The organism is Shewanella sairae (assembly GCF_023283535.1).
Taxonomy (GTDB): domain Bacteria; phylum Pseudomonadota; class Gammaproteobacteria; order Enterobacterales; family Shewanellaceae; genus Shewanella; species Shewanella sairae.
The window spans coordinates 20,508-46,654 of record NZ_JAKILT010000025.1 but is presented as its reverse complement, the minus strand read 5'-3'; the positions used below and the strand labels follow the sequence as shown (position 1 = coordinate 46,654).

Sequence of the window (26,147 nt, the reverse complement as noted above, 5' to 3'; positions counted from 1 at the left end):
TAGTCTTGTTTGCTAGTGGCTCAATTTGAGCCACCAAATTCAAATTTATTTACAGCTTAACGAATAAAAGATTCGCCATATTCCATCGGCTCAAGCTTGAAATAGCTCGCGATAGACTGGCCCATATCAGCAAAACTGTTACGACGCCCTAATGAGCCCGCTTCTAGACCAGCGCCATAAGCAAGAACCGGTACACGCTCACGTGTATGGTCACTACCAGGCCAAGTTGGGTCACAACCGTGGTCTGCAGTCAGTAGTAAGAAATCGTCTTCATCAAGCAGTGCTAAAATCTCAGGTAGACGCGAGTCGAAGTACTCGAGACTGCGAGCGTAACCAGCAACATCACGGCGGTGGCCATAATGTGAATCAAAATCAACGAAGTTAGTGAATACGATAGTGTTGTCACCAGCAAGCTTAACTTGCTCTAAAGTCGCATCAAACAGCGCTTCTAGGCCGGTCGCTTTCACCTTCTTAGTGATACCACAATGGGCGTAAATGTCGGCAATCTTACCCACACTCACCACCTCACCACCGGCTGCTTTTAGCTTATCCAGTACCGTTGGTGCTGGCGGCTCAACCGCATAATCACGACGGTTGCCCGTGCGCTCAAAGCTGCCAGGACCAGTTCCCACAAATGGACGCGCGATCACACGACCAATATTGTAATCAGCAAGCTCTTCACGAGCAATAATGCAAAGCTCGTATAATTTTTCAAGACCAAAACTTTCTTCATGACAAGCGATCTGGAATACCGAGTCTGCAGAGGTATAGAAAATAGGCTTACCTGTGCGCATATGCTCTTCGCCAAGCTGATCTAAAATCACTGTACCTGAAGAGTGGCAATTACCTAGAAACTCAGTTAAACCAGCACGAGCTAAAATCTTGTCGGTCAACTCTTGCGGAAATGAGTTAGTTAACTCACTAAAGTAGCCCCATTCGTAAAGAACAGGTACACCCGCCATTTCCCAGTGACCACTTGGCGTGTCTTTACCAGAGCTTAATTCATCAGCATGACCATAAGCACCAATAATTTCAACATCATCACCAAAGCCAGCAGGAAATTCGCCCGTGCTTTCTTTAGATACATGACCCAGGCCTAAACGCGCCAAATTCGGCAGTTTTAGAGGACCTTCACGGCCATCATTTGCTTTACCTTCGGCACACGCCTTTGCGATATGACCAAAAGTGTTAGAACCCACATCACCGAAAGCTTCGGCATCGTGCGCTGCGCCAACGCCGAAAGAATCCAGCATCATGATTATAGTACGTTTCATAAACGGTGCTCCGTTACAGATCTGACTCACGGATATAACGATATATTTCCGGAGTTGCTTCTGGTTTACTGTCGCCAATACGGATCGCTTTTTTCACTGCAGCTTCGGCTTCAGCAAAGGCGCTTTCAGATTGGGCGTGAATAAATGCAATAGGTTGCTCTGGGTTTATCTCATCACCTAGTGCGCAGACTTTAGAAAGTCCGACACTGTAGTCGAGAGCATCGCCAGGCTTACGACGACCACCGCCAAGTGTTACTACTGCAAGTCCAAGTTCGCGAGTATCCATCGCGGCTGCAAAGCCGGATCTATCAGCGTAAACTGGACGAATAATTTGCGAATCAGGTAGGTACTTGCTGTAGTTCTCTACAAAATCAGCTGGACCACCTAAACCTGAAACCATACGGCCAAATATCTCTGCCGCTTTACCGTTATCAAGTACAGCATTTAACTTAGTGCGTGCTTCGCTCTCGTTGCTAGCAAGGCCACCTAATACCAGCATTTCAGCACACAAGCCCATGGTGACTTCATAAAGACGTGGGTTGCGATAAGCACCAGTCATAAAGTCGACCGCTTCTTTCACTTCTAGTGCGTTACCAGCACATGAAGCCAAAACTTGGTTCATATCAGTTAGTAATGCCGTCGTCTTAGTGCCTGCGCCATTCGCTACCGCTGTAATACTGCGTGCTAATTCTTCTGATGCTTCGTAAGTAGGCATAAACGCGCCAGTACCTACTTTGACGTCCATCGCAAGGGCATCAAGGCCAGCAGCAAGCTTTTTAGAAAGAATAGAAGCGGTAATTAAAGAAATAGACTCAACAGTTGCGGTATTATCACGAATTGAATAGAAGCGTTTATCTGCAGGAACAAGATCGCCAGTTTGACCAATAATTGCCACGCCAGCTTCTTTTACTACTTTGCGGAAAAGAGCGCTATCAGGCTCGGTGTTGTAGCCAGGAATAGCATCGAACTTATCTAATGTACCGCCAGTGTGACCTAGACCACGACCTGAAATCATCGGTACATAACCGCCACAAGCTGCTGCCATAGGGCCTAACATCAAACTAATGACATCCCCTACACCACCAGTTGAATGTTTATCGATAATTGGACCGTTTAAGTCCAGTGACTGCCAATTTAGCACGGTACCAGAGTCACGCATTGCGGTCGTAAGTGCAATACGCTCATCCATGTTCATGTCATTGAAATAGACCGCCATACCTAGCGCTGCGATCTGACCTTCTGAAACAGTATTGTTGGTGATACCGTTGACGAAGAATTGGATTTCTGCGGTCGAAAGTACTTCAGCATTACGTTTTTTACGAATAATTTCTTGAGCTAAAAACATGTACTACCTCCAAGAGTGTAACTTAGTTTCTATTCAATAGAGCTTTTAGTTAGCATTCTGCTAAAGTGAATCAAAAGCCGTAATATTGTTACATACTAACGAACTTTTGATACACCTAATTAGATTTAGATCACACTTAACGACAAGTTTAATCAGTAAAGATTAGTAACCTTGTGCACCTTGTGGTGCGTCACCTAGCTCAAGCGTGTGCAGTAGGTTAGTTAATAGGCTTGAAGCACCAAAACGGAATGTAGCCGGAGTAGCCCAATCATCACCTAGAAGACGAGCTGCGACACCTAAGAACTCAGCTGCAGCTTCTGCATCTTTAACCCCACCGGCTGGCTTGAAACCAACTTTAGAATTCTTTTCACTGATTACAGTCATCATAATTTCAGCGGCTTCTAGTGTTGCGTTAACGGCAACTTTACCAGTAGAAGTCTTGATGAAGTCAGCACCAGCATCGATAGAAAGCTCAGATGCTTTGCGGATTAGTGCAGGATCGGCTAATACACCTGATTCAATGATCACTTTAAGGATTGCATCTTCACCACACGCTTCTTTACAAGCTTTAACTAGCTCGAAACCAATAGTTTCGTTGCCTTCCATTAATGCACGGTATGGGAATACAACGTCAACTTCGTCTGCGCCGTAGGCAACAGCTGCACGAGTTTCTAGTACAGCAATAGCAATGTCGTCGTTGCCGTGTGGGAAGTTAGTTACCGTAGCAATTTTGATATCATCGCCACAAATTTCGTTTAGTGTTTTACGCGCTATCGGAATGAAGCGTGGGTAAATACAGATTGCAGCAGTATCGCCAGCTGGCGTCTTAGCTTTATGACAAAGATCGATAACCTTTTGATCAGTATCGTCGTCATTAAGCGTGGTAAGATCCATTAGATTAATGGCTTGTTGTGCTGCTTTTTTTAAGTCGCTCATAATAGCTCTCCGAGAAAGATTCAAATAATTAATAAAACTGAAAATTGTCGCACGGCAATGCCTTGAACTGGCTTATTTTGATTATCGTTTTGGGCCGGGTCTTCGGGCATGACCGAATCACATGTTCGTGCATTTTTAACGCACTCAACATAAAAATACTATTCAGGTATCCAACATTGTGAGCTTACTGTAAGCCCATCTATCCTGACACTAATGTCACGACTTGAATCCATGAAGACCGGGAAGGGAGAGTGTTGCAACTTATATCTGCCTTTCCGCGAAAAATCCGTTTTAGCGCGTAATAAATCTTATCTAACTAATTTTACATCGCTCATCTTGTTTGGTGATGAGTCGTTAATGCTTACATAAACAAACTATATTTTCTGCCGTCAAATATAAACATATTCAATATAGCTGAAGCTTAGGTAAAAATTAACTGGTTTACATTACAGTCGCGTGTAAGTTGCAATCTATATTTAAAAGCTTGAACGCTGGAAACTGAGTTTAAGATAGAGCCGCGAATATCGCGGCTCTGTCGTCTATTTACAAAATGCTAAGCGATGCTTAGAACTTGTAAGTAGCTGTGAAGTAGTGTGCGAAACCAGTTGATTCTAGACCAACAATACCGCCGTCATCTTCAACTAGGTATACATCTTTGTAGCCTTTAAGACCGTAACCAAGCGCGTAGTTGTCTGAGTGCCAGTGAAGACCGAAGTAAGCTGCGCCACCATTTGTAGTCTTAGGTACAAAAGCATCATCTACCGCGTCAGCACCGAACTGATAATCAACATAACCTTGGAAAGAGATGAAAGTACCGTTATCGAAGTTAACAACTGGCTTAAACCAGTTCATAGAGAATTGGTAACCGTTCCACTCTTTAGCATTTAGGTCGTAGTATGCATATACGTTCATACCAGTCTTACCTAACCAAGGAACCATAACGTCAGCACCTAAACCCCAGAATGTAGAGTTAACGCCTTCGCCAACACGGTCATCCCAGTTGAATAGAGTAGAGAAGTAAACTTCTTGGATTGGACCAACTGATAAGTCCATGCCAGTCATAGCATCGATAGAGAAACGTGGAGCAAACTTCATGAATAGTTTGCTTGCGCCTTTACCTGCACCTTTATCACCGTAGTCACGGTTTGTTACGTTGAATACGTCAACATAACCGTATAGATCAACGATACCAGCACGGCCGCCGAATTCCATTTCTAGGTAATCATGACCGTTGTCAGTAGAACCGTCACGTGGAAGTTCATTTACAGCGTACATTGCGTTGAACTGCATCCAGCTGTAGTCGCCAGCGCGTAGGTCAGTACGGTCAGCAGCGAATGTAGGTGCAGACATAGTTGCCGCGATAGCAGTAGCTGCTAGTGCGAAAGTTTTAACGTTTTTCATCATCAACCCCATTTTATTTTATGGTTTGCCGCCCTTCTTTATGAAGAGTCAGCGTTTCTTTTTTATGGCGCGCATTTTACTTAATTTCCGCCAAACTTCAACATGATTAATGTAAAAATGCGAACACTAAGTTTTAACATTGAAACAACTTTATGATTTTGTGACAGAATCGACTATCTAATCATCTTTTTTGTCATTTTAAAGCCGAAGCAATCCCTAACCATAGTCACTGATCACTTCATAAAACATCGATTTTGGAATACGTTTGACTTATTAGTCAGCTCAACTTAAAGAATGCAAATTGAGCAAAGATTGGGTCTATATCGACCCAATCTTTCTGAGTATTACAATGCTAGGAATAAACCAGCAAGTGTAGCACTCATTAGGTTAGCTAAAGAGCCGGCGATTACCGCACGAACACCAAGCTTAGCTAGGTCATGACGACGACTTGGCGCCATTGAACCTAGACCACCAAGCAGAATCGCAATAGAAGATAAGTTTGCGAAACCACATAGAGCGAAAGAGATAATCGCTTTAGTACGGTCTGTCATTGCCACACCAGTTTCAGCAACTACCATACCGCCATCTGCAATATCTTTTAGGTAAGGAGCAAAGTTCAAGTACGCTACGAATTCGTTAACAACGATCTTCTGACCGATGAATGAACCAGCAACAAGCGCTTCGTTCCAAGGCACACCGATAAGGAATGCTAGAGGCATGAAGATGTAACCTAGAATTAATTCTAGAGTTAGGCCTTCCATTCCGAACCATCCACCAACACCACCGATAATGCCGTTGATCATAGCGATTAAACCTACGAATGCTAACAGCATCGCACCAACGTTTAATGCTAAGTGCATACCAGATGAAGCACCTGCTGCAGCTGCATCAAGAACGTTAGCTGGCTTATCAGGATCTTCTGGTAAGTCGCTCATGTCGTTCTTAGCTTCTTCAGTTTCAGGATGCATTAGCTTAGCCATTAATAGACCAGCTGGTGCAGCCATGAATGAAGCGGCAACTAAGTACTCGATAGGTACACCCATCTGCGCGTAACCCGCTAATACAGAACCGGCGATAGATGCAAGACCACCCACCATGATTGCAAATAGCTCTGAGTTAGTCATAGTCGCGATAAACGGACGCACAACTAGTGGTGCTTCAGTTTGACCAACGAAGATGTTAGCAGTTGCAGACATAGATTCTGTGCGGCTAGTACCTAATGCTTTTTGTAGACCACCACCGATAATACGGATGACCCACTGCATGATGCCTAAGTAGTAAAGAACTGCGATTAAAGAAGAGAAGAAAACGATGACAGGTAGTACGTTAACGGCAAAAATAAAGCCAACTTTAAAGTTAGCTAAATCACCGAATAAGAAACCAATACCGTTTTGCGCGTATCCAATAACACTAGATACTGCATCTGACATACCTTGAAGAATGTCTTTACCAACTGGAACTGCCAATACAAAACCACCTAAAGCGGCTTGGATTGCCAACGCACCAAAAACAGTACGCTTGTTAATTGCTTTTTTATTGTTTGATAACCCGAAAGCTATCGCAAGTAAGGTGACCACCCCTACTAAACTCATTAAAATATCCATTAACCATCACCCTATTGTTAATACTTTTTAATTATGTTGTTAACCAACCTTTTTTTACGGCTTTGATTATACCCGACCAAGCTAGTAAAAGCGTCGTATTGATCAAGTTTTTGAGGTTTTATTTCAATGATTTGGTTGGAAATTATGATGCGACAAACATCTGTTTAAGCAGAAAAAAATTAAAGGTCAAAGAGTTGCGCGACGTTATAAAACATCTGTTCTGAAACTAGAACGGTAGATTTTTTTTGTAAATCAGCCATTTTTTGCAGGACTTCAGGCAAAATCAGTGGTGTATTACGACTATTTAGGCTGTTTTTCGGCGTCATAGCAGGTGAATCTGTTTCCAAAATGAAAGACTCTAGCGGTAACTCCGCAACCGTTTGTTGCAACTTTGGCGCATTATCATTGAGCAATAGCCCACCAACCCCCAGTTTATAACCTAATTTCACATACTGAGCCGCTAATTGTGGACCACCATAAAAACCATGAATGACACCTTTACGTCTAACATCCTGATTGTTTAAACATCGAAGAACGTCTTCGTGTGCCCTAACAGCGTGTATAATAAGTGGTAAATCAAACTCTTTCGCTAATGCGATTTGTCCTTCAAAAAGTATCATTTGAGTAGCAAAATTACTTTTATGTAATTTATCTAAGCCACACTCGCCAACTGCCACTAAGCCCTGCTTTCCTGCATATTTTTGTAACATCTGCCTTAAAGTCGCCAGTGTCGTTTTAGAAGCCTCCTCGCAATGCCAAGGATGAATGCCTAACGCATAAAAACAATTATGCTGCAGGGCAATGCTAATCTGATTATCCCATTGTGCTTCAGATACACTAGGGATAATAACGTTTGATATGCCGGAGCGGTGCATCTGTTGTAGCAACTGTCCTCTATCAGTATCAAAATCCGCAAAATCAAGGTGAGCATGGCTATCTATCATCGTCTGCAGCTTATTCATAAGCGTCTCTTGCTAACCTCTAGTTGTTGGTTCTTCGCGTTTTCAACATTACAAAGCTTTTCACTCTCTTGAGATAGTGAGCTTTCTGGCTCTGCAAGCATTGGAGCGCAGCTACGGCGGTTTTCAAGGGTTAATCCCATACTGTCACACCAGTCGATATAGTTTTACGAACTTCATTAATTTCCTTAGCGAAGAACTGACCATTAATACCAATTAGTATAAGAAGTTGATCTACTCAGAGCGATTTTGGCAAACTAATTCAAGGCGAATAACTGAAAGAATGGTTACTCCCTTGTGAAGTTATTCAACACAGAAGTAGGCAGCCAAAAGCGCTCCAGAATGGCGAGTTTTAGCGGCTCTGATACTGCGTTAACAAGCTTGAACGTAGAATCACTATGCTCTTCACTCGTTGCCTTGTCTCAGTGCCGCTAAATTCTCGCTGAGCGACCAAATCTTTATACTAATTGGTATAATAACATAACAGCATTATAGGCTGCTTAGCTAAACTAATGGGTATAGAAAGCACCTCACAGCTAGGCTAACTAAGCGAGAAGAGCGATGTTGCAATGAACAGTATTAAAATAATTGCAATCGACACAGTCTAAAAAAACAAAACCCCAAGCAGATGCTTGGGGTTTAATGGAGTTAGCTATAAGCTAATCAGTTACTTTAACCGATATTAGTTTTCGCGTGTTTTGGCAAACTCAATATCAGGATAACGTTCCATCGAAAGGTTAAGGTTAACCATAGTCGGCGCAATATAGGTTAAATTATCGCCACCATCCAATGCTAAGTTCATGCTGCACTTACGCTTGAACTCATCAAGCTTCTTGTGATCATTACAATAAACCCAACGCGCAGTCGCAACACTAATCGCTTCGTAAATCGCTTCAACTTTGTATTCAGTCTTTAGACGGCCTACAACCACCTCAAACTGCAGCACACCAACGGCGCCAACAATCAAGTCGTTGCTATCTAATGGTCTAAATACCTGTACCGCACCTTCTTCAGATAACTGTACTAGGCCTTTAAGCAATTGCTTTTGTTTTAGCGGATCTTTTAAGCGAATACGGCGGAACATTTCTGGCGCAAAGTTTGGTACGCCGGTATAACGTAACTTTTCACCTTGAGTGAACGTATCGCCAATACGGATAGTACCGTGGTTATGTAAACCAATAATATCACCAGGATATGCCGCTTCAGCGCGGTTACGGTCACCAGCCATGAAGGTTAACGCATCGCTCACATTAACGTCTTTACCTAGACGTACGTGGTGCATTTTCATGCCCTGCTCATAACGGCCAGAACAAATGCGCATAAAGGCTACACGGTCACGGTGTTTAGGATCCATGTTTGCTTGGATCTTAAATACAAAGCCACTGAATTTTTCTTCTTCAGGTTGAACGTCACGTGCTTCAGTTTCACGAGGCTGCGGCGTTGGTGCCCACTCAACGATACCGTCAAGAATGTGGTCAACACCAAAGTTACCTAATGCAGTACCGAAATAAACTGGCGTAAGTTCACCTTTTAGGAATAGCTCGCGGTCAAATTCGTGCGATGCACCAACTACCAGCTCCATTTCATCTCGAATATCAGCAGCGTAGCTACCAATTGCTTCATCAAGCTCTGGGTTATGTAGCCCCTTGATGATGCGAGAATCTTGAATGGTATGACCCATACCATTTTGGTAAAGAATCACTTCATCACGCAGTAAGTGGTAAACCCCTTTAAACTCTTTACCCGCACCAATAGGCCAAGTAATAGGAGCACAGGCAATGTTTAGTACTTCTTCAACTTCGTCCATCAATTCGATTGGATCGCGAATATCACGGTCAAGTTTGTTCATGAAGGTAACAATTGGCGTATCACGTAGACGCGTGACTTCCATTAACTTAATAGTACGTTGCTCTACACCTTTAGCAGAGTCAATAACCATCAAACAGGAGTCTACAGCTGTTAGTGTACGATAAGTATCTTCAGAGAAGTCTTCGTGACCAGGCGTATCGAGTAGGTTAACCAATGCATCATTGTATGGAAACTGCATCACAGATGTCGTAATTGAGATCCCGCGATCTTTTTCCATCTCCATCCAGTCAGACTTAGCATGCTGACCTGATTTTTTACCTTTAACGGTACCCGCTTTTTGTAACGCGTTTCCGAACAAAAGCACTTTTTCAGTAATGGTGGTTTTACCCGCATCTGGGTGAGAGATGATGGCGAAAGTGCGACGTTTGTCGACCTCAACTTTATAGCCTGACATGTTTACCTGTAATTCTGGGAGTTTACAAAGGCGGCAATTATAGCCGCTCGCCCCTACTTTTGCTACCACAGGCGTCCCTAAAATCAATACGGATAACTCCCTGTTAGTCCGTAAAAATAAAAAAGCCTCCAATAGGAGGCTTTAATGACTTCGTTAGACGATTTAATTTACAGCGGTTTGTAGCGCTTGGTTAGTTCTCGCCAGCTCTAGCCGAGCATAACGATGTTCTACAAAATCATAGATATTTGTTGCGAGCGCTAAACGAAAGTAATTTGCCGCTTCAACGTTTTCACCACGCTTTTGCGCTATTTTAGCCATATAAAAATAAGCCTCACATAAACGCTCTGCGTATTCGTTTGGCTCTCTTACGCCCTCTTTAGCGAGGCTAAATACCTGTTCTTTAGTCAGTTTACCAAGGTAATAATCTACCAAAGCCGTTGACCAAGCATTTTCAGGAAGGTTATTGCGCTGGTTAGCAAGCTGAAGTTGCGCTGCTTCTGCGTCCACCTCTCGCTCAGCTAAATAAAGCCATAACACTCGAAATCCATCTGCTCGATCACGCTCGTAGTAGGTACTCATATCTGATACTGCAAGCTCCATTCGTTCGCCATAATAGAGTGAAATACCGCGATTTAAATAGGCATAGTCATAGTCTGGTGATAGCTCAAGTACGGCATCAAATGCTTCATATGCATTTTCAAACTCGGCTTCTTGAGTATAGTAAATCCCAAGAAAATTATAGGCATCAGCTAAATTAGGTTGTAACTTAAGCGCTTGATGAAAATCAATTCGACTTAGTATGCGCAAGCCGACTCTGTCATAAATCACACCGCGGTCATAATGAAAGCGTGCGCGTTGTTCAGGCGTCAACTCAACTGACCCTAAGATCTCATTAAGTTTGGCTAAAGTGATTTCCAGTTTGTAATCAGGCGAAACAGGTGCAACCTTAATCGAGGCTTGCTGATCACTATCTGGCTGAGTAGACACGCATCCGGTCAGCAACATACTCGCACTTACCATAGCCACAGCTACAGTAATTCGCATCTTTTGATTCATCCATTTAACCTTTTGAGTTCACCAATTGACTCAATCATAGCAACCCCGATTCATGACTGCTATCAAGGAATTGAAAATAAGCTAATTATTGCAGATTAATTAATCATCGAGCGTATTTAGATACAAAAAAGGAGGCCTAAGGCCTCCTTTTCATTCAAAGTTCGAGTGCTTATTCAGCAGCTGGCGCTTCAGCTTTAGGTGCAGCTTCTTTCATAGAAAGACGTACACGGCCTTGGCGGTCAACTTCCATCACTTTAACTTTAACTTCTTGACCCACTTCTAGGTAGTCAGACACGTTCGCAACACGCTCTTCAGCGATTTGAGAAATGTGTACTAGACCATCTTTACCAGGAAGAATCGTTACGAATGCACCGAAGTCAACGATACGAACAACTTTACCGTTGTATACTGTACCTACTTCAACTTCTGCAGTGATCTCTTCGATACGACGGATTGCTTCTTTAGTCGCTTCGCCATTTGAAGATGCAATCTTCACAGTACCGTCGTCATCAAGCTCAATCGTCGTACCGGTTTCTTCAGTAAGTGCACGAATAGTCGCACCACCTTTACCAATAACGTCACGGATCTTCTCTGGGTTGATCTTGATAGTCGTGATACGTGGAGCGTGATCAGAAATATCTTCACGGTGACCAGAGATAGCTTGGTCCATAACGTTTAGGATATGAACACGTGCGCCGTATGCTTGCTGTAGAGCAATCTGCATGATCTCTTTAGTGATACCTTCGATCTTGATATCCATCTGCAGAGCAGTAATACCATCGCGAGTACCAGCAACTTTAAAGTCCATGTCACCTAAGTGATCTTCATCACCTAGGATGTCAGAAAGAACAACGAAATCGTCGCCTTCTTTAACTAGACCCATAGCGATACCAGCAACAGAAGTCTTGATTGGTACACCTGCATCCATAAGAGCAAGAGAAGTACCACATACAGACGCCATAGAGCTTGAACCGTTAGATTCAGTGATTTCAGATACAACACGAACGCTGTATGGGAATTCTTCAGCAGTAGGCATAACTGCGTTGATACCACGCCATGCTAGCTTACCGTGACCAATTTCACGACGCTTAGGAGAACCAACCATGCCAGTTTCACCAACTGAGTATGGAGGGAAGTTGTAGTGAAGCATAAAGCGGTTTGTAGACTCGCCCATGATGCTATCAATCTTCTGTGCGTCACGCTCTGTACCTAGAGTACAAGTTACTAGCGCCTGAGTTTCACCACGAGTGAACAGTGAGCTACCGTGAGTACGTGGAAGTACACCAGCCATTACGTTAAGTGCACGAACCATATCTGGTTCACGACCATCAATACGTGGGTTACCAGCGATAATGCGGCTACGAACCACTTTTTTCTCTAGGCTACCAAGAAGACCGTCGATTTCACGTAGATCTGCATCAGCGTTTTCAGCTAGCAATGCTTCTTTAGCTGCAGCTTTAACAACACCTACTTGTGCGTAACGATCTTGCTTTACTTCAATTTGGTAAGCTTCAGTTAGACCAGCTTCAGCCAAGTCTTTGATCTTAGCAACAAGGTCTTGGTCTTGAACTGGTGCAGTCCATTCCCACACTGGCTTGTTTACTTCAGCTTGTAATTCTTTAATCGCTTGAATTACAACTTGCTGCTGATCATGACCATAAACAACCGCACCTAACATGACTTCTTCAGGCAATGCGCTTGCTTCTGATTCAACCATTAGTACAGCGCTTTCTGTACCAGCAACAGAAAGCTCAAGTTGGCTATCAACTAGTTGAGAAACAGTTGGGTTAAGAATGTACTCGCCGTTTACGTAACCAACACGCGCTGAACCTAGTGGACCATTAAATGGAATACCAGAGATAGAAAGTGCAGCAGAAGTACCAATCATAGAGATAACTTCTGGGCTGATTTCTGGATCAACTGAAACAACAGTGATGATAACTTGAACTTCGTTCTTGAAACCGTTCGGGAATAGTGGACGGATTGGACGGTCAATTAGACGTGCAGTAAGGGTTTCGCCTTCAGATGGACGACCTTCGCGCTTAAAGAAGCCACCAGGGATTTTACCTGCTGCGTATGTTTTTTCCTGGTAATTAACGGTTAGCGGGAAAAAGTCACGGCCTGGCTCTTCAAACTTCTTGCCAACAACAGTAACTAAAACTGTTGTATCACCCATACTAGCCAAAACAGCTGCATCTGCTTGACGTGCAATAACCCCAGTCTCTAATGTGACTGTGTGCTGACCATATTCAAAACTCTTTACGATTGGATTCACGTGAACCATTCCTTAATATTTAATTACCTTAATTACGCGCGTAAGTATACTGCAAGTTTATTCAATAGTTAAAGAGAATGATTGATGACAAAGCGGAATCTTTTCTCTAAAGTGGTTTAGTCGATCAAAGAGCCCCCTAGTTGTATTTAAATTGCGATAAAAACTATAAGCATAAGCCATTGATATAAAGGATGAGGTTTGATGAAGGAACGTTTCAAATCCCTCACATGGAAACAGACTATTTTAGTCGTGTCTGCAACATTATTTTTTGCCATTACTGTCTTTATTATTGAAATATCGATACTGGTAATGCAAGCACGGCAAGAGCTAAGTAATACTCAACACGAACTATTAGATTCGGTTGAGCAACCGGCAACCAATGCTGTTTGGGCTTTAGACAATGTGCTAGCGAGCCAAACTATTCGAGGTCTATTAAACGTCGAATATGTCGATAGCGCAGTGCTAAAGTTTGAAGACCTTAGTGTATTCGTTTCAGTGAACAAACCAGCCCACTCAGAAACACACGCATATTTCAAAGCAATAAGCGCTCTACTTTTTGATGATAAAAAACAAATATCACGTGAATTATTTCGCCCGTTTTATCTCGATAGCAAAGGTGATAAAGAGCTTATAGGCACGCTAACTATCGATTACGACACCCAGCAACTGACCAATTCACTTTTTTTGTCATTAAAATTTCGCCTTATTGCGACATTAATACGCGCGTTTTTACTAACACTGTTACTTTCGGTTGTATTCCACCGTTTTCTCACTAAACCCATTGCAAAAATTAGCACCGCCATTGACAGAATTGATCCTGAGTCGCCAGCAAAAAACTTACTTCCCATCAACCTTTCACATAATAATGATGAACTAGGACACGTTACTTCCAATCTAAATCAAATATTAATCCAGCTTGATAATACCCAAAGTAAACTTCGAAAAATGGCAACCAAAGATCCTTTAACTGGATTGCCTAATCGCGCTTTGTTATTGGAAACAATTGCCGTCACTATTCAGCGTGCAAAACAGCAACAGAGCCAATTTGTTTTACTATTTGTCGATTTAGACCGATTTAAAAATGTAAATGATTCACTAGGGCACGAATTTGGCGATCAGTTTTTAGTACGCGTTGCTCGTAATCTTGAATTTGCCGTGGGTCAAAAAGGCACAGTCGCCAGACTGGTAGGCGACGAGTTTGTTATTCTTGCAGACGGTTTAAAGTCTCCAGCCCAAGCGGCAGAATTCGTAAACAAAATCATCAAACAACTCAACACTCCCATGCAGTTAAATGAGCACACTGTCCACCCTGCAGCTTCAATTGGTATCGCAATATACCCAGATGATGGTTTAAACGCTGACGACCTTATTCGCCATGCCGATATAGCCATGTACAGCGCAAAGGCTTCGGGTTCAAATCAATGGGCCTATTTCAAACCGCAAATGACACAAAAAGCAGCAATAAGGTTAAGAACAGAAGCTTCACTACATTACGCATTAAAGAATGATGAGTTTTTGCTGCACTTCCAACCCAAAGTCGACATTAAAACCGGTAAAATTGTAAGCTGTGAAGCATTAATTCGCTGGTTTAAAGATGGACAACTGATCAGCCCGTTATCTTTTATTCCCGTTGCAGAAGATACCGGTATTATTATCGATATTGGACGTTGGGTTATTGAACAAAGCTGTAAAGTCATTCGAGACTGGCAAAGACGCTATAACTACGCCATCCCAATCGCTATCAACGTATCACCGCTGCAATTTCTAGATCAAGGCTTAGTCGCCGATATCAAACAGGCTGCATTGCGCTACCAAGTGCCAGCAGAAATGCTTGAGATTGAAATTACCGAAACGGCACTAATGGAAGATATTGAATCGGCGATAACCAAATTACACCAACTCAGAAATGAAGGTTTTGGTATTGCAGTGGATGACTTTGGTACCGGCTACTCATCGCTTTCTTACCTACGCAGGCTTCCTATAACAACCATGAAGATAGATCGATGTTTTGTCTCCGACCTACCAGAAGAAAGTGCCATAGCATCTACGATTTTGATATTAGGCCAACAACTCGGACTAAAAATTGTTGCAGAAGGAATTGAGAACGAACGTCAACTAGCGTGGTTACAAACTCAAGGATGCCAAATCGGTCAAGGCTTCTACTTCAGCCACCCTTTACCAATAGAAAGGTTTGAAGCTACATATTTAGCAAAACAAGAAACAACAAAACAAGAATCAAAACTTGAGTACAGCTAAAGTTTGTTTAATTTAAAGCCAGTTGACCACAGCTTTACTTCGCTAAAATTCAGGTACAAAAAAAGGAGGCATAGCCTCCTTTTAATAGATCAGACGTTAAAATTAACGACGTAGACCTAACTTCTTGATTAGCTCTTGGTAACGTACAACTTCAGTACGCTTAAGGTAAGCAAGAAGCTTACGACGAGAGCTAACCATGCGTAGAAGACCACGACGAGAATGGTGATCGTGGATGTGCTCTTTGAAGTGACCTTGTAGGTGGTTGATCTGTGCAGTTAACAGAGCAACTTGAACTTCAGTAGAACCAGTGTCGTTTTCACAACGACCGAATTCAGCTAGGATTTGAGCTTTAGCTTCAACACTTAGTGACATTTCTATCTCCAAAATATTACATTAAAATTCTTTAGCCGATCACTAACTCAGCCAAAGGGGCGCGCCATTCTACCTATTTACATAATAGGTAGCAATACTAATATCAGATTAAATCTGCGATTAGGCTTGCGGCTCTCTTAAAACGATAAGTCGCTTAGGTGCAAGCTGACCATCGTCATTCATTTGGCCAATACCAACAAACTTGCGCTCTTCACCAATAGTGATCCGCACTAGCTCATCGACAGGCAAATTTGAAACTTGAACAGGGTTACCGTTCATTAAGTAAGTGGCTAATTCATCAGAGACATTCACCTCTTTAAAGCCACTAACTGCAGTATCCATGGGTAATAGCAGTGGATCTAATACATCAGATAAAGCCAAAGACTCTTCTTCCGCTTTAACCACTAGCTCTTCAAGTTGCTTCAGTGACACCATCTTATCGTATGGGTAACCCGCAACCTGAGTACGGCGTAACATGATAACGTGAGCACCACAGCCTAACATCTCACCTAAATCATCGGTGATTGTACGAATGTAAGTCCCTTTAGAACAATGAATATCTAAGGTTAACTCATCGCCTTCTAGGCTGATAAAGTTAAGTTCAAATACATTGATAGGGCGAGCTTCACGTGGCACTTCAATCCCTTCACGCGCGTACTTATACAAAGGCAGACCTTGGTATTTAAGCGCTGAGTACATTGAAGGTACTTGCATGGTTTCACCGCGAAAGTGTTCCAGCGCAGTGTCTAACTGCTCTTGAGTAAAGTTAACTTCTCTCGTTTGAACAATTTCACCATCTGAATCACTGGTGTCGGTGCGTTGACCCAGTTTTGCCGTCACTAAATAACGCTTATCAGCGTCAAGCAAGTGTTGGGAAAACTTAGTCGCTTCACCTAAGCAGATAGGTAACATACCCGTTGCTAGCGGATCCAGAGCGCCAGTATGACCTGCTTTATTTGCATTAAAAAAGCGTTTAACTCTTTGTAACGCAAAGTTAGAGCTCATGCCGGTGTCTTTATCTAACAGTACAATACCGTCGATAAAACGGCCGCGAGAACGACGTGCCATTACTTATCGCCCTCATCCTTAGAATCATCTTTAGTAGCATCAGGTTCAATACCGTGTTGCTTCTGCTTAGCTTCATCGTTGCTGATTACACGGCTAACTAGGTTAGACATACGCATACCTTCAACTAGCGAGCTATCGTAGATAAAACGCAATTCAGGCATCACACGTAGCTTCATGCGGCCTGCAACTAATGAGCGAATGTAACCCGCAGCAGCGTCTAACGCTTCAACTTTCTTTTCAACCAGCTTTATATCTTCTTCAAAGAAGGTGACATAAACTTTTGCGTAGCTAAGGTCGCGAGATACATCAACATCATTAACAGTGACAAAGCCGATACGTGGGTCTTTCATATCACGCTGTAGCACCTGAGCAAGTTCTTGCTGCAGTTGCTGTGCAATACGGCGTGTACGACTAAATTCTTTTGCCATAATATATTTGCCATAAATATTAAGGGCGGCTAACGCCGCCCTTATAACTAACTTGATAAATTACAAGGTACGTGCAATTTCTACTGTTTCGAAGACTTCAATCTGATCGCCAACTCTGACGTCATTATAGTTCTTCACACCAATACCACATTCCATGCCGTTACGCACATCACTCACGTCATCTTTAAAGCGACGTAGTGATTCAAGCTCGCCTTCGTAAATAACAATGTTGTCACGAAGAACACGGATTGGAGCGCTACGCTTGATAGTACCTTCGGTAACCATACAACCCGCAATAGCACCAATCTTAGGCGACTTAAATACGTCACGCACTTCAGCAAGGCCAATAATCTCTTGCTTGAATTCTGGTGCAAGCATGCCGCTCATTGCGTCACGAACTTCATCAATCAATTGGTAGATGATGCTGTAGTAACGTAGATCAACACTTTCGCTATCAACAACTTTACGCGCCTGTGCATCAGCACGAACGTTAAAGCCAACCATGATAGCGTTAGACGCTGCAGCTAGAGTTGCATCAGTTTCAGTTAAACCACCAACACCGCGAGCGATGATGTTAACTTTAACTTCGTCTGTTGAAAGGTTGTTCAATGAATCTGCAATCGCTTCAAGTGAACCCTGAACGTCCGCTTTCAGAACTAAGTTAAGCTCTTGAACTTCACCTTCAACCATATTGGCGAACATGTTTTCAAGCTTAGACTTCTGCTGGCGCGCAAGTTTAACATCGCGGAACTTACCTTGACGGTAAAGTGCAACTTCACGTGCTTTACGCTCATCGCGTACAACAGTCGCTTCATCACCCGCTGATGGCACACCAGAAAGACCTAAGATCTCTACTGGAATTGATGGACCAGCTTCAGTGATTGACTTACCGTTCTCGTCTTTCATTGCACGGACTTTACCGTACTCTAGACCACATAGAACGATATCGCCTTGCTTAAGGGTACCTTCTTGTACAAGTACTGTTGCAACTGGACCGCGGCCTTTATCAAGCTTAGATTCAACAACAACACCCGCAGCCATACCTTCACGAACGGCTTTAAGTTCAAGTACTTCAGCTTCTAGAAGAATGCCTTCTAGTAGCTCATCGATACCTGTACCCGCTTTAGCTGAAACGTGAACAAACATGTTGTTTCCGCCCCAATCTTCAGACATTACGCCATGCTGAGAAAGCTCAGACTTAACGCGATCCGGATCAGCTTCTGGCTTATCAATCTTGTTTACTGCAACAATCAGAGGTACACCACCCGCTTTAGCGTGTTGGATAGCTTCGATTGTCTGTGGCATAACACCATCGTCTGCTGCAACCACAAGGATTACGATGTCAGTCGCCTTAGCACCACGAGCACGCATAGCAGTAAACGCTGCGTGACCAGGAGTATCTAGGAAAGTGATCATGCCGTTGTCAGTTTCAACGTGGTATGCACCAATGTGCTGAGTAATACCACCCGCTTCACCTGATGCAACTTTTGCACGACGAATGTAGTCAAGAAGCGATGTTTTACCGTGGTCAACGTGACCCATGATGGTAACAACTGGCGCACGAGGCTCAACTTTAACGTCACCGTTACGGTCAGCAAGTACTTGATGCTCAAGCTCGTTTTCACGAGTAAGCACAACTTTATGACCCATTTCTTCAGCAACTAACTGTGCAGTTTCTTGGTCTAGTACTTGGTTAATAGTAACCATAGAGCCCATCTTCATCATTTGCTTGATGATTTCAGTGGCTTTGATAGACATTTTAGAAGCAAGTTCTGATACAGAAACTGTTTCACCAATGCTTACGTCAGCTTTAACAACTGCAGCTGGCTTAGTGAAAGCGTGATCCATAGACTCTGGTGCTACGCTACGGTTGTTGCGTGAGTTACGAGAGTTACGGTTGTCACGACGGTTATCTTTACCGCGCTTACCTTTACCGCCTGGCTTACCAGCACCTGCGTTAGCATTTGCATTGGCATTGTTACCCGCATTAGCCGACGGCTTACGTGGACGACGACCACGCTTTTCAGCGTTTGCATCGGCGGTATCTTCAGCTGCGCGCGCTTCAGTTGATGTAGTCACGTGGTGATCAACTGATTTCTCAGCTTCTTTACGTGCTTTTTCTTCTTCAGCCCAACGCTTTTCGTTTTCTTCAGCTAGACGACGCGCTTCTGCTGCTGCAGCTGCTGCTTCTTCGTCTGCTTTTGCTTTTGCTGCTGCTTCTTGAGCCGCTAACAATTTCGCTTCTTCAGCTTTCGCTGCTTTATCTTCAGCACTATCTACTGCTGGCTTTTCTGTTTGCACTTTTGCTTTCGCCTTAGCTTCGGCTTCTGCCTTAGCTTTTGCTTTCGCTTCTACGTCGGCTTTTGCCTTCGCTTCTGCTTCCGCTTTTGCTTTGGCTTCAGCTTCTGCTGCAGCCTTCGCTTCTTCTGCTTTAGCCGCTGCTAGTTCCGCTTCAGCTGCTTCATCACGCTTAACGAAAGTACGCTTTTTACGCACTTCCACTTTCACGTCTTTTGACTGTCCGCCACTACCAGCAACACTAAGTGTTGAAACTGATTTGCGTTGTAATGTCATTTTTTGCGGGGCTGCATCGCCACCGTGTTGCTTCTTCAGAAAATCAAGCAATTGCTGCTTTTCTGATTCAGAAACCGTATCACTTGCCGACTTCTTAATACCAGCCTGAGAAAATTGCTCAACTAAACGATCAGCGCTTTTCCCAACTTCCTTGGCTAGCTTGTCTACTGTAGTATCCGCCATATTTAAAACTCCCCTCTGCTGATCGACTTATGCTTCTTCGCCAAACCAACAGATATTACGGGCAGCCATAATAAGCTCACCTGCTTTTTCTTCTGTCAATTCTTCAATTTCGATCAGATCGTCAATGCCTTGTTCGGCCAAATCTTCAAGCGTAATTACGCCTTTGCTTGCCATTACGAATGCCAAGTGTCTATCTAGACCTTCTAGAGCTAGAAGATCTTCACTTGGTTCAGCACCATCAAGTGCTTCCTCAGTCGCAAGTGCGCGAGTCGAGATCGCAGCCTTTGCGCGTTCTCTTAATGACTCAACGATATCTTCGTCGAATCCATCAATTTCTAATAGTTCTGATTCTGGAACGTAAGCCACTTCTTCCAAAGAAGTAAAACCTTCATCAGAAAGTAACTGTGCAAACTCTTCATCTACGTCTAGCGCTTGGATGAATAGGTTAACAACTTTAGCGCTCTCAGCTTGATGCTTAGCTTTCATGTCATCTACTGTCATCACGTTTAGTTCCCAACCAGATAGTTGAGTCGCTAGACGAATGTTTTGACCGTTACGACCAATTGCTTGCGCTAGGCTATCAGCTTCAACAGCGATATCCATTGAGTGGTTATCTTCATCAACAATGATTGAAGCCACATCAGCAGGTGCCATACAGTTAATTACGTACTGAGCTGGATTATCATCCCAAAGCACGATATCAACACGCTCACCGCCAAGCTCGTTAGAAACGGCTTGAACACGTGCGCCACGCATACCAACACATGCACCGATAGGATCGATACGACGGTCGTTAGACTTAACGGCAATCTTAGCGCGAGAACCTGGATCACGAGCAGCGCCCATGATTTCGATCATCTCGTCTTGGATTTCTGGTACTTCAACACGGAATAGCTCGATAAGCATATCTGGCTTAGTACGAGTTAAGAATAACTGCGCACCACGTGCTTCTGGACGTACAGAGTAAAGCAATGCACGCACACGGTCACCTGGACGGAAAGATTCACGTGAAATTAAATCTTCTTTGTACAGCACACCATCAGCGTTGTTACCTAGATCAACAACCACGCTTTCACGGTTGCTCTTCTTAACAACACCAACAATCAACTCACCTTCGCGATCACGGAACTGATCAACAATTTGAGCACGTTCAGCTTCACGTACTTTTTGTACGATAACTTGCTTAGCTGTTTGAGTCGTAATGCGGTCAAACGCTACTGATTCGATTTCATCTTCGATGTAACCGCCCAGCTCAACTTCAGGATCGTCAAACTTTGCAGCTTCAAGGGTGATTTCACGGAAAGGGTTTTCCAATGGTACACCTTGATCTTCAACAACCATCCAACGACGGAAAGTTTCGTAAGCACCCGTTTTGCGGTCGATAGCAACGCGAACTTCGATATCACCTTCGTACTTTTTCTTGGTTGCTGTAGCTAGTGCAATTTCCAGCGCTTCAAAAATCTTTTCGCGCGGTACACCTTTCTCGTTTGAAACCGCCTCAGCGACTAGCAGAATCTCTTTATTCATTGTCTTGCCTCGTTCACCTTGAATTCATCAAAACTTAGCGATTAAGTTGCCTTTACGGATATTATCCAAAGCAACGGTAAGTTCGTTACCATCTACCGACAGATTAAGCATTTGCCCATCAACGCCAGTAACGGTGCCTTTTAAATTACGACTGCCTGCAACAGGCATCGTTAGTTGTACTTTCACTGTTTCACCGATGTAGGCCTGATACTGCTCTGCAGTAAATAGTGGTCTATCTACACCTGGTGAAGAAACTTCTAGCGTGTATTCAGTTGAAATTGGATCTTCAACATCCATCACGGCACTGACTTGGCGGCTCGTTTCGGCACAGTCTTCAATGAAGATGCCCTTTTCGTTGTCTATATATAGACGCAAGATAGAATGTTTGCCCGCCTGGATATATTCCAAGCCCCAAAGCTGATGGCCTAATGCTTCAACTGGCGCTTTTAGCAGCTCTACCAGTTTGCGTTCTAATGTAGCCAAGGTAACCCCCAGAAAAACAAAAAAGGGCCTAATAGCCCCAGTACACGTCACCCTAGGTGACAGTTTTATAAGTTCCAGATAACAAAAAACCCCGTAATGACGAGGTTGATATATCCAGAACCTGTAACAGCATAGAAATAAATTTCTTTACTGGGAAGCTGGTTGCGGGGGCCGGATTTGAACCGACGACCTTCGGGTTATGAGCCCGACGAGCTACCAAACTGCTCCACCCCGCGACAACTTGTGCAAGTATATTGAGAAACCTCTTCACTTGCAATAATAAAGGCTATTAAAAGCGCTTTATTATCTTCAATTCCGTCGTTAACGAAACCAAAGATTTGGTGCGGATGGGGGGACTTGAACCCCCACGAGCTTTCGCTCACCAGCCCCTCAAGCTGGCGTGTCTACCAATTCCACCACATCCGCTTAAATCATTACATCTGACTGCTTTATTCGTTTGCTACAAGAGAGGGAAGTAGCAAGCTTACAGTCGGTGCCAATCTATTCAAATTGACACCTTAATTCATAAGTTTCTTATGAATTAGTCAGGGATCTTGTCTTCTGACTTTTCAGCTTCTTGCTGAACTTGTTCAACAACTTGTGCTGCATCACTTCCTAAATCGTCCCAAGCACCTTCAGCTTTAGAGTGATTTGCGCTTAAGTTACCGATAGTAAGACTTAATGCAAAAAACGCTACTGCTAAAATCGCAGTTGAACGAGTCAAAAAGTTACCAGAACCTGATGAACCGAAAAGAGTACCTGATGCACCGGCGCCGAAAGAAGCACCCATGTCAGCACCTTTACCTTGCTGGAGAAGGATTAAGCCTACTAGACCAATCGCTACCACCAAGTAAACAACCATTAGAACTTCATACATATTATGCGCTCATCGCTATCGTACATAAACTGAGAAATTCGGTAGCATTGAGGCTTACACCGCCAATTAAACCACCGTCTACATCAGGCTGAGCAAACAAGTCTGCTGCATTACTCGGTGTTACGCTACCACCGTACAAAATCCTGATATTTTCTCCGATAAATGGAGATACTTCAGAGAGGCGTTTGCGAATAAACGCATGAACTTCTTGTGCCTGCTCTGGCGTAGCGCTCTTACCTGTCCCTACTGCCCAAAGTGGCTCGTAAGCGATAATAGCGTTGTCAAAAGCCATGGTGCCATTTTTTTCAATGACCACATCTAACTCTTCAGCAATCACTTCGAAAGTGCGTCTTGCTTCACGAGCTGGACCTGACTCGCCAACACATAGTATTGGTGTCAATCCATGTTTCTGAGCTGCAGCAAATTTCTCTGCTACGATATCACTCGTCTCTCCGTACATACGGCGACGTTCTGAATGGCCGATAATAACATACCGACATCCTGAATCTTTTAACATCTGACCAGATATTTCGCCAGTATAAGCACCAAAGTCATGTTGACTTATATTTTGGGTACCCATTCTAACTAAGCAACCGTTTAAGGCTTCTTTATTTTCATCTAGTAGCTGTCGAACACTTTCTAAGTAAATAGAAGGTGGACACAATACCACTTCCGCTGAATCATCTTGGAGCTTGGTAGCGAATTTTTTGAAAAGCTCTTGCGCTAGTTGCGCACTGCCATTCATTTTCCAATTACCAGCAACCATGGGACGTCTAAGTGCCATCACTGTCTCCTTTGAAAGCGGCGTGAATAATAGCGAACCACTTGTTAAGTTACAATACCTAAAGGCGTTATTTTTTACATTCTCGGCGAGAACGCGTGTTTTTTACGCTACCGAGAAGCTAGCCGTACAATTTATGATTAGCAACGCTGCAATTTCAACCGTAACGGCTAGTTACGCCCTATTTATTCCATTAATTGCTAAACTAAATTACGAACAGCATCGGCAATATAGTTTGCATATTCGGTAACAGCTTCTTGGTCATCACCTTCTACCATTACACGCAATAAAGGCTCTGTGCCAGATTTACGCAGCAATACTCGACCGCGCTCTCCAAGCTTTTGCTCTACTTCAGCTTGCGCTGCTAAAACACTCGCCGAAGCCAATGGGTCATTATCGCCTTCAAAGCGAACATTAACAAGAACTTGTGGCAACATCTTAATGTCTGCCGTTAATTGTTCAAGGCTAGCATTTTGACGCTGCATAGCCGCCAACACCAAAATTCCCGCAACAATACCATCGCCGGTAGTACCGTGATCTAGATTTAAAATATGACCGGAGTTTTCCCCTCCAATACGCCAATCATGCTCTTTAAGCAGCTCCATCACATAACGGTCGCCAACTTTAGAGCGCACAAAAGGAATATTAAGCGCTTGTAGTGCGAGGTCTAAACCTAGATTTGACATCAAGGTACCTACAACACCGCCACGAAGGACGCCGCTCTTTTGTGCATCACAAGCTAAGATATAAAGAATCTCGTCACCATCGATTACACGACCATGACGGTTCACCATCATAATACGGTCGCCATCACCATCTAGTGCGATACCTAAATCAGCGTTTTCAGCTAATACCGTTTCACAGATTTTAGCCATTGAAGTAGCACCAACTTTATCGTTGATGTTTAAACCATTTGGCTTATCGCCAATAGCTATCACCTCGGCGCCTAACTCTCTAAATACACTAGGGGCAATGTGATAAGTTGCACCATGGGCACAGTCGACCACAATTTTTAAACCCGTTAATGTTTGCTCTGCTGGAAAATGGCTTTTGCAATATTCAATATAACGCCCAGCAGCGTCATCGATGCGGGCAACTTTACCGAGTAAGTGAGATTCAACACAGGTCAATGGCTTTTCTAGTTCTGCTTCGATTTCAAGCTCTACATCGTCATCGAGTTTGCTGCCGTCGTTGGCAAAAAACTTAATACCGTTATCATAATAAGGGTTGTGTGAGGCACTAATCACAATCCCCGCTTCTGCGCGGAATGTACGGGTTAAGTATGCAACTGCAGGGGTTGGCATAGGACCTATAAGCATCACATCTAAGCCTGCGGCAGAAAGCCCTGCTTCTAACGCGGATTCAAACAGGTAGCCAGAGATACGAGTATCTTTACCGATAATCACTTTATGGGTACCTGCGCGAGATAAAACTCGCCCAGCAGCCCAACCAAGCTTAAGCGCCAATTCTGGGGTCATTTTACCCGCGCCTACTTTACCGCGAATGCCGTCGGTACCAAAAAATTGTCTTTGTTTCACTTAAACTCCAAACTCAAAATATCGGTAGAAAATAATTCATTAAGCACTCTACCTAAACAATACTGACCTTAGCTGAACAGTGGCATAAAAAGCCAAGTGCTAAGCTAAAGTTTTATAATTCTGTGTGGCTGCTAATACTGCAATCATATCGCAAGTTTCCTGCACATCATGTACCCGCACAACTTTGGCGCCAGCCTGTATTGCCAGCATATTACCAGCAAGTGTTGCGCTTAATCTTTGTGACACTTCACGTCCGAGTAATTGACCAAACATACTCTTACGTGAAAGCCCAGCCAGAATAGGCAAGTTAAATACAGAAAACTCGCTCATGCGATTCAGTAGCTCATAATTATGAGCCAATGATTTGCCGAACCCAAAACCAGGATCAAGCACAATATTTTCGCGCTTGATGCCTGCGGCAACACAAGCTGAAACTCGTTGCTCAAAAAACTGACTAATATCAGCTATGACGTCATCATAATGAGGCGCATCTTGCATGGTTCGTGGCTGCCCTTGCATATGCATTAAGCAAACAGGCACATTAAGCTTTGCAGCAATATCAAGTGCCCCTGGCTCTTGTAGCGCCCTGACATCATTAATCAAATGCGCGCCAGCATTCACCGCGGCTTCCATTACGGTAGCTTTACTGGTATCGATAGAAATCCAAACATCATGCTTAGCGCTTATGTACTCAATTAACGGCAATACTCGCGCTAGCTCATCTTCAGCTGACACGTCTTGTGCGCCAGGGCGAGTAGACTCACCGCCAATATCAATAATCTTGGCGCCTTGCGCCACCATCAAGTCTGCTTGCTGACAAGCTGTCGTAAATGATGCGAATTCACCACCATCTGAAAAAGAGTCTGGGGTGACATTGAGGATCCCCATAACCAAGGGGTAGCTCAAGTCCAAGGTTTTATCAGTGCAGGTTAATTTAGACAAAATAA

21 protein-coding genes and 2 tRNA genes are annotated in these 26,147 nt (G+C 43.6%); 1 reads left to right on the top strand and 22 read right to left on the bottom strand.

Going from position 1 to position 26,147, the window contains the following annotated elements; all coding sequences use genetic code 11:
- Window positions 1-56 precede the first annotated feature (56 nt).
- The 10 genes from L2748_RS12015 to pnp all read right to left on the bottom strand — a co-directional run bounded on the left by L2748_RS12015 (window position 57) and on the right by pnp (window position 13,113).
- Window positions 57-1,274: a phosphopentomutase gene (locus L2748_RS12015; RefSeq protein ID WP_220780345.1), complete on the bottom strand. Its 1,218-nt coding sequence runs from the start codon at window positions 1,272-1,274 to the stop codon at window positions 57-59.
- Window positions 1,275-1,287: 13 nt separating this feature from the next.
- Window positions 1,288-2,619 carry a thymidine phosphorylase gene (deoA, locus tag L2748_RS12010; RefSeq protein WP_220780346.1) on the bottom strand — a complete coding sequence of 444 codons (1,332 nt, stop codon included), beginning with the start codon at window positions 2,617-2,619 and terminating at the stop codon, window positions 1,288-1,290.
- Between the two features lie 162 nt (window positions 2,620-2,781).
- Window positions 2,782-3,555 carry a deoxyribose-phosphate aldolase gene (deoC, locus tag L2748_RS12005; protein ID WP_220780347.1) on the bottom strand — a complete coding sequence of 258 codons (774 nt, stop codon included), beginning with the start codon at window positions 3,553-3,555 and terminating at the stop codon, window positions 2,782-2,784.
- A 564-nt stretch (window positions 3,556-4,119) separates the two neighbouring features.
- Entirely contained in the window at window positions 4,120-4,956 is an 837-nt protein-coding gene (locus tag L2748_RS12000; RefSeq protein ID WP_220780348.1) for a nucleoside-specific channel-forming Tsx family protein, read from the bottom strand.
- 344 nt (window positions 4,957-5,300) lie between these two features.
- Window positions 5,301-6,560, bottom strand: a complete 1,260-nt coding sequence (locus L2748_RS11995; protein ID WP_220780349.1) for a NupC/NupG family nucleoside CNT transporter — start codon at window positions 6,558-6,560, stop codon at window positions 5,301-5,303.
- Between the two features lie 179 nt (window positions 6,561-6,739).
- Window positions 6,740-7,504, bottom strand: a complete 765-nt coding sequence (locus tag L2748_RS11990) for a TatD family hydrolase (RefSeq protein WP_220780377.1) — start codon at window positions 7,502-7,504, stop codon at window positions 6,740-6,742.
- A 14-nt stretch (window positions 7,505-7,518) separates the two neighbouring features.
- Window positions 7,519-7,662, bottom strand: a complete 144-nt coding sequence (locus tag L2748_RS11985; protein ID WP_220780350.1) for a hypothetical protein — start codon at window positions 7,660-7,662, stop codon at window positions 7,519-7,521.
- Window positions 7,663-8,201: 539 nt separating this feature from the next.
- The gene (prfC, locus tag L2748_RS11980; RefSeq protein WP_220780351.1) at window positions 8,202-9,782 is read right to left on the bottom strand and encodes a peptide chain release factor 3; all 1,581 of its coding nucleotides are present in this window, start codon (window positions 9,780-9,782) and stop codon (window positions 8,202-8,204) included.
- A gap of 162 nt (window positions 9,783-9,944) precedes the next feature.
- Window positions 9,945-10,838, bottom strand: coding sequence for a lipoprotein NlpI (gene nlpI, locus L2748_RS11975; RefSeq protein ID WP_220780352.1), 894 nt, complete (start codon window positions 10,836-10,838; stop codon window positions 9,945-9,947).
- Window positions 10,839-11,007: 169 nt separating this feature from the next.
- Complete coding sequence (pnp, locus tag L2748_RS11970; RefSeq protein WP_220780353.1) at window positions 11,008-13,113, bottom strand: polyribonucleotide nucleotidyltransferase; 2,106 nt, start codon at window positions 13,111-13,113, stop codon at window positions 11,008-11,010.
- Between the two features lie 201 nt (window positions 13,114-13,314).
- Here pnp and L2748_RS11965 point away from each other — a divergent pair, with 201 nt between their 5' ends.
- Complete coding sequence (locus tag L2748_RS11965; protein ID WP_220780354.1) at window positions 13,315-15,369, top strand: putative bifunctional diguanylate cyclase/phosphodiesterase; 2,055 nt, start codon at window positions 13,315-13,317, stop codon at window positions 15,367-15,369.
- Window positions 15,370-15,471: 102 nt separating this feature from the next.
- On the opposite strand, the gene rpsO is transcribed toward L2748_RS11965, so the two are convergent.
- The 12 genes from rpsO to folP form a co-directional block, all read right to left on the bottom strand.
- Entirely contained in the window at window positions 15,472-15,741 is a 270-nt protein-coding gene (gene rpsO / locus L2748_RS11960; protein ID WP_220780355.1) for a 30S ribosomal protein S15, read from the bottom strand.
- Window positions 15,742-15,861: 120 nt separating this feature from the next.
- Window positions 15,862-16,809, bottom strand: coding sequence for a tRNA pseudouridine(55) synthase TruB (truB, locus tag L2748_RS11955; protein WP_220780356.1), 948 nt, complete (start codon window positions 16,807-16,809; stop codon window positions 15,862-15,864).
- Window positions 16,809-17,237, bottom strand: a complete 429-nt coding sequence (gene rbfA, locus L2748_RS11950; protein WP_220780357.1) for a 30S ribosome-binding factor RbfA — start codon at window positions 17,235-17,237, stop codon at window positions 16,809-16,811. Before rbfA ends, truB begins: the two co-directional genes overlap by 1 nt.
- Window positions 17,238-17,297: 60 nt before the next feature.
- Entirely contained in the window at window positions 17,298-19,994 is a 2,697-nt protein-coding gene (gene infB, locus L2748_RS11945; RefSeq protein ID WP_220780358.1) for a translation initiation factor IF-2, read from the bottom strand.
- A 27-nt stretch (window positions 19,995-20,021) separates the two neighbouring features.
- On the bottom strand, window positions 20,022-21,521 hold the full coding sequence (nusA, locus tag L2748_RS11940) for a transcription termination factor NusA (protein WP_220780359.1): 1,500 nt from the start codon (window positions 21,519-21,521) through the stop codon (window positions 20,022-20,024).
- Between the two features lie 27 nt (window positions 21,522-21,548).
- Window positions 21,549-22,004, bottom strand: a complete 456-nt coding sequence (rimP, locus tag L2748_RS11935; RefSeq protein WP_220780360.1) for a ribosome maturation factor RimP — start codon at window positions 22,002-22,004, stop codon at window positions 21,549-21,551.
- A 159-nt stretch (window positions 22,005-22,163) separates the two neighbouring features.
- Window positions 22,164-22,240: transfer RNA gene (locus tag L2748_RS11930), tRNA-Met, on the bottom strand.
- Window positions 22,241-22,343: 103 nt separating this feature from the next.
- Window positions 22,344-22,430, bottom strand: a tRNA-Leu gene (locus tag L2748_RS11925).
- 115 nt (window positions 22,431-22,545) lie between these two features.
- A complete protein-coding gene (gene secG / locus L2748_RS11920; protein ID WP_220780361.1) occupies window positions 22,546-22,881 on the bottom strand; it encodes a preprotein translocase subunit SecG in 336 nt (111 codons plus the stop codon).
- Between the two features lies 1 nt (window position 22,882).
- Window positions 22,883-23,665, bottom strand: a complete 783-nt coding sequence (gene tpiA / locus L2748_RS11915; protein WP_028769143.1) for a triose-phosphate isomerase — start codon at window positions 23,663-23,665, stop codon at window positions 22,883-22,885.
- Window positions 23,666-23,862: 197 nt separating this feature from the next.
- Window positions 23,863-25,200, bottom strand: coding sequence for a phosphoglucosamine mutase (gene glmM, locus L2748_RS11910; RefSeq protein ID WP_220780362.1), 1,338 nt, complete (start codon window positions 25,198-25,200; stop codon window positions 23,863-23,865).
- Between the two features lie 99 nt (window positions 25,201-25,299).
- Entirely contained in the window at window positions 25,300-26,142 is an 843-nt protein-coding gene (folP, locus tag L2748_RS11905) for a dihydropteroate synthase (protein WP_373317190.1), read from the bottom strand.
- Window positions 26,143-26,147 lie beyond the last annotated feature (5 nt).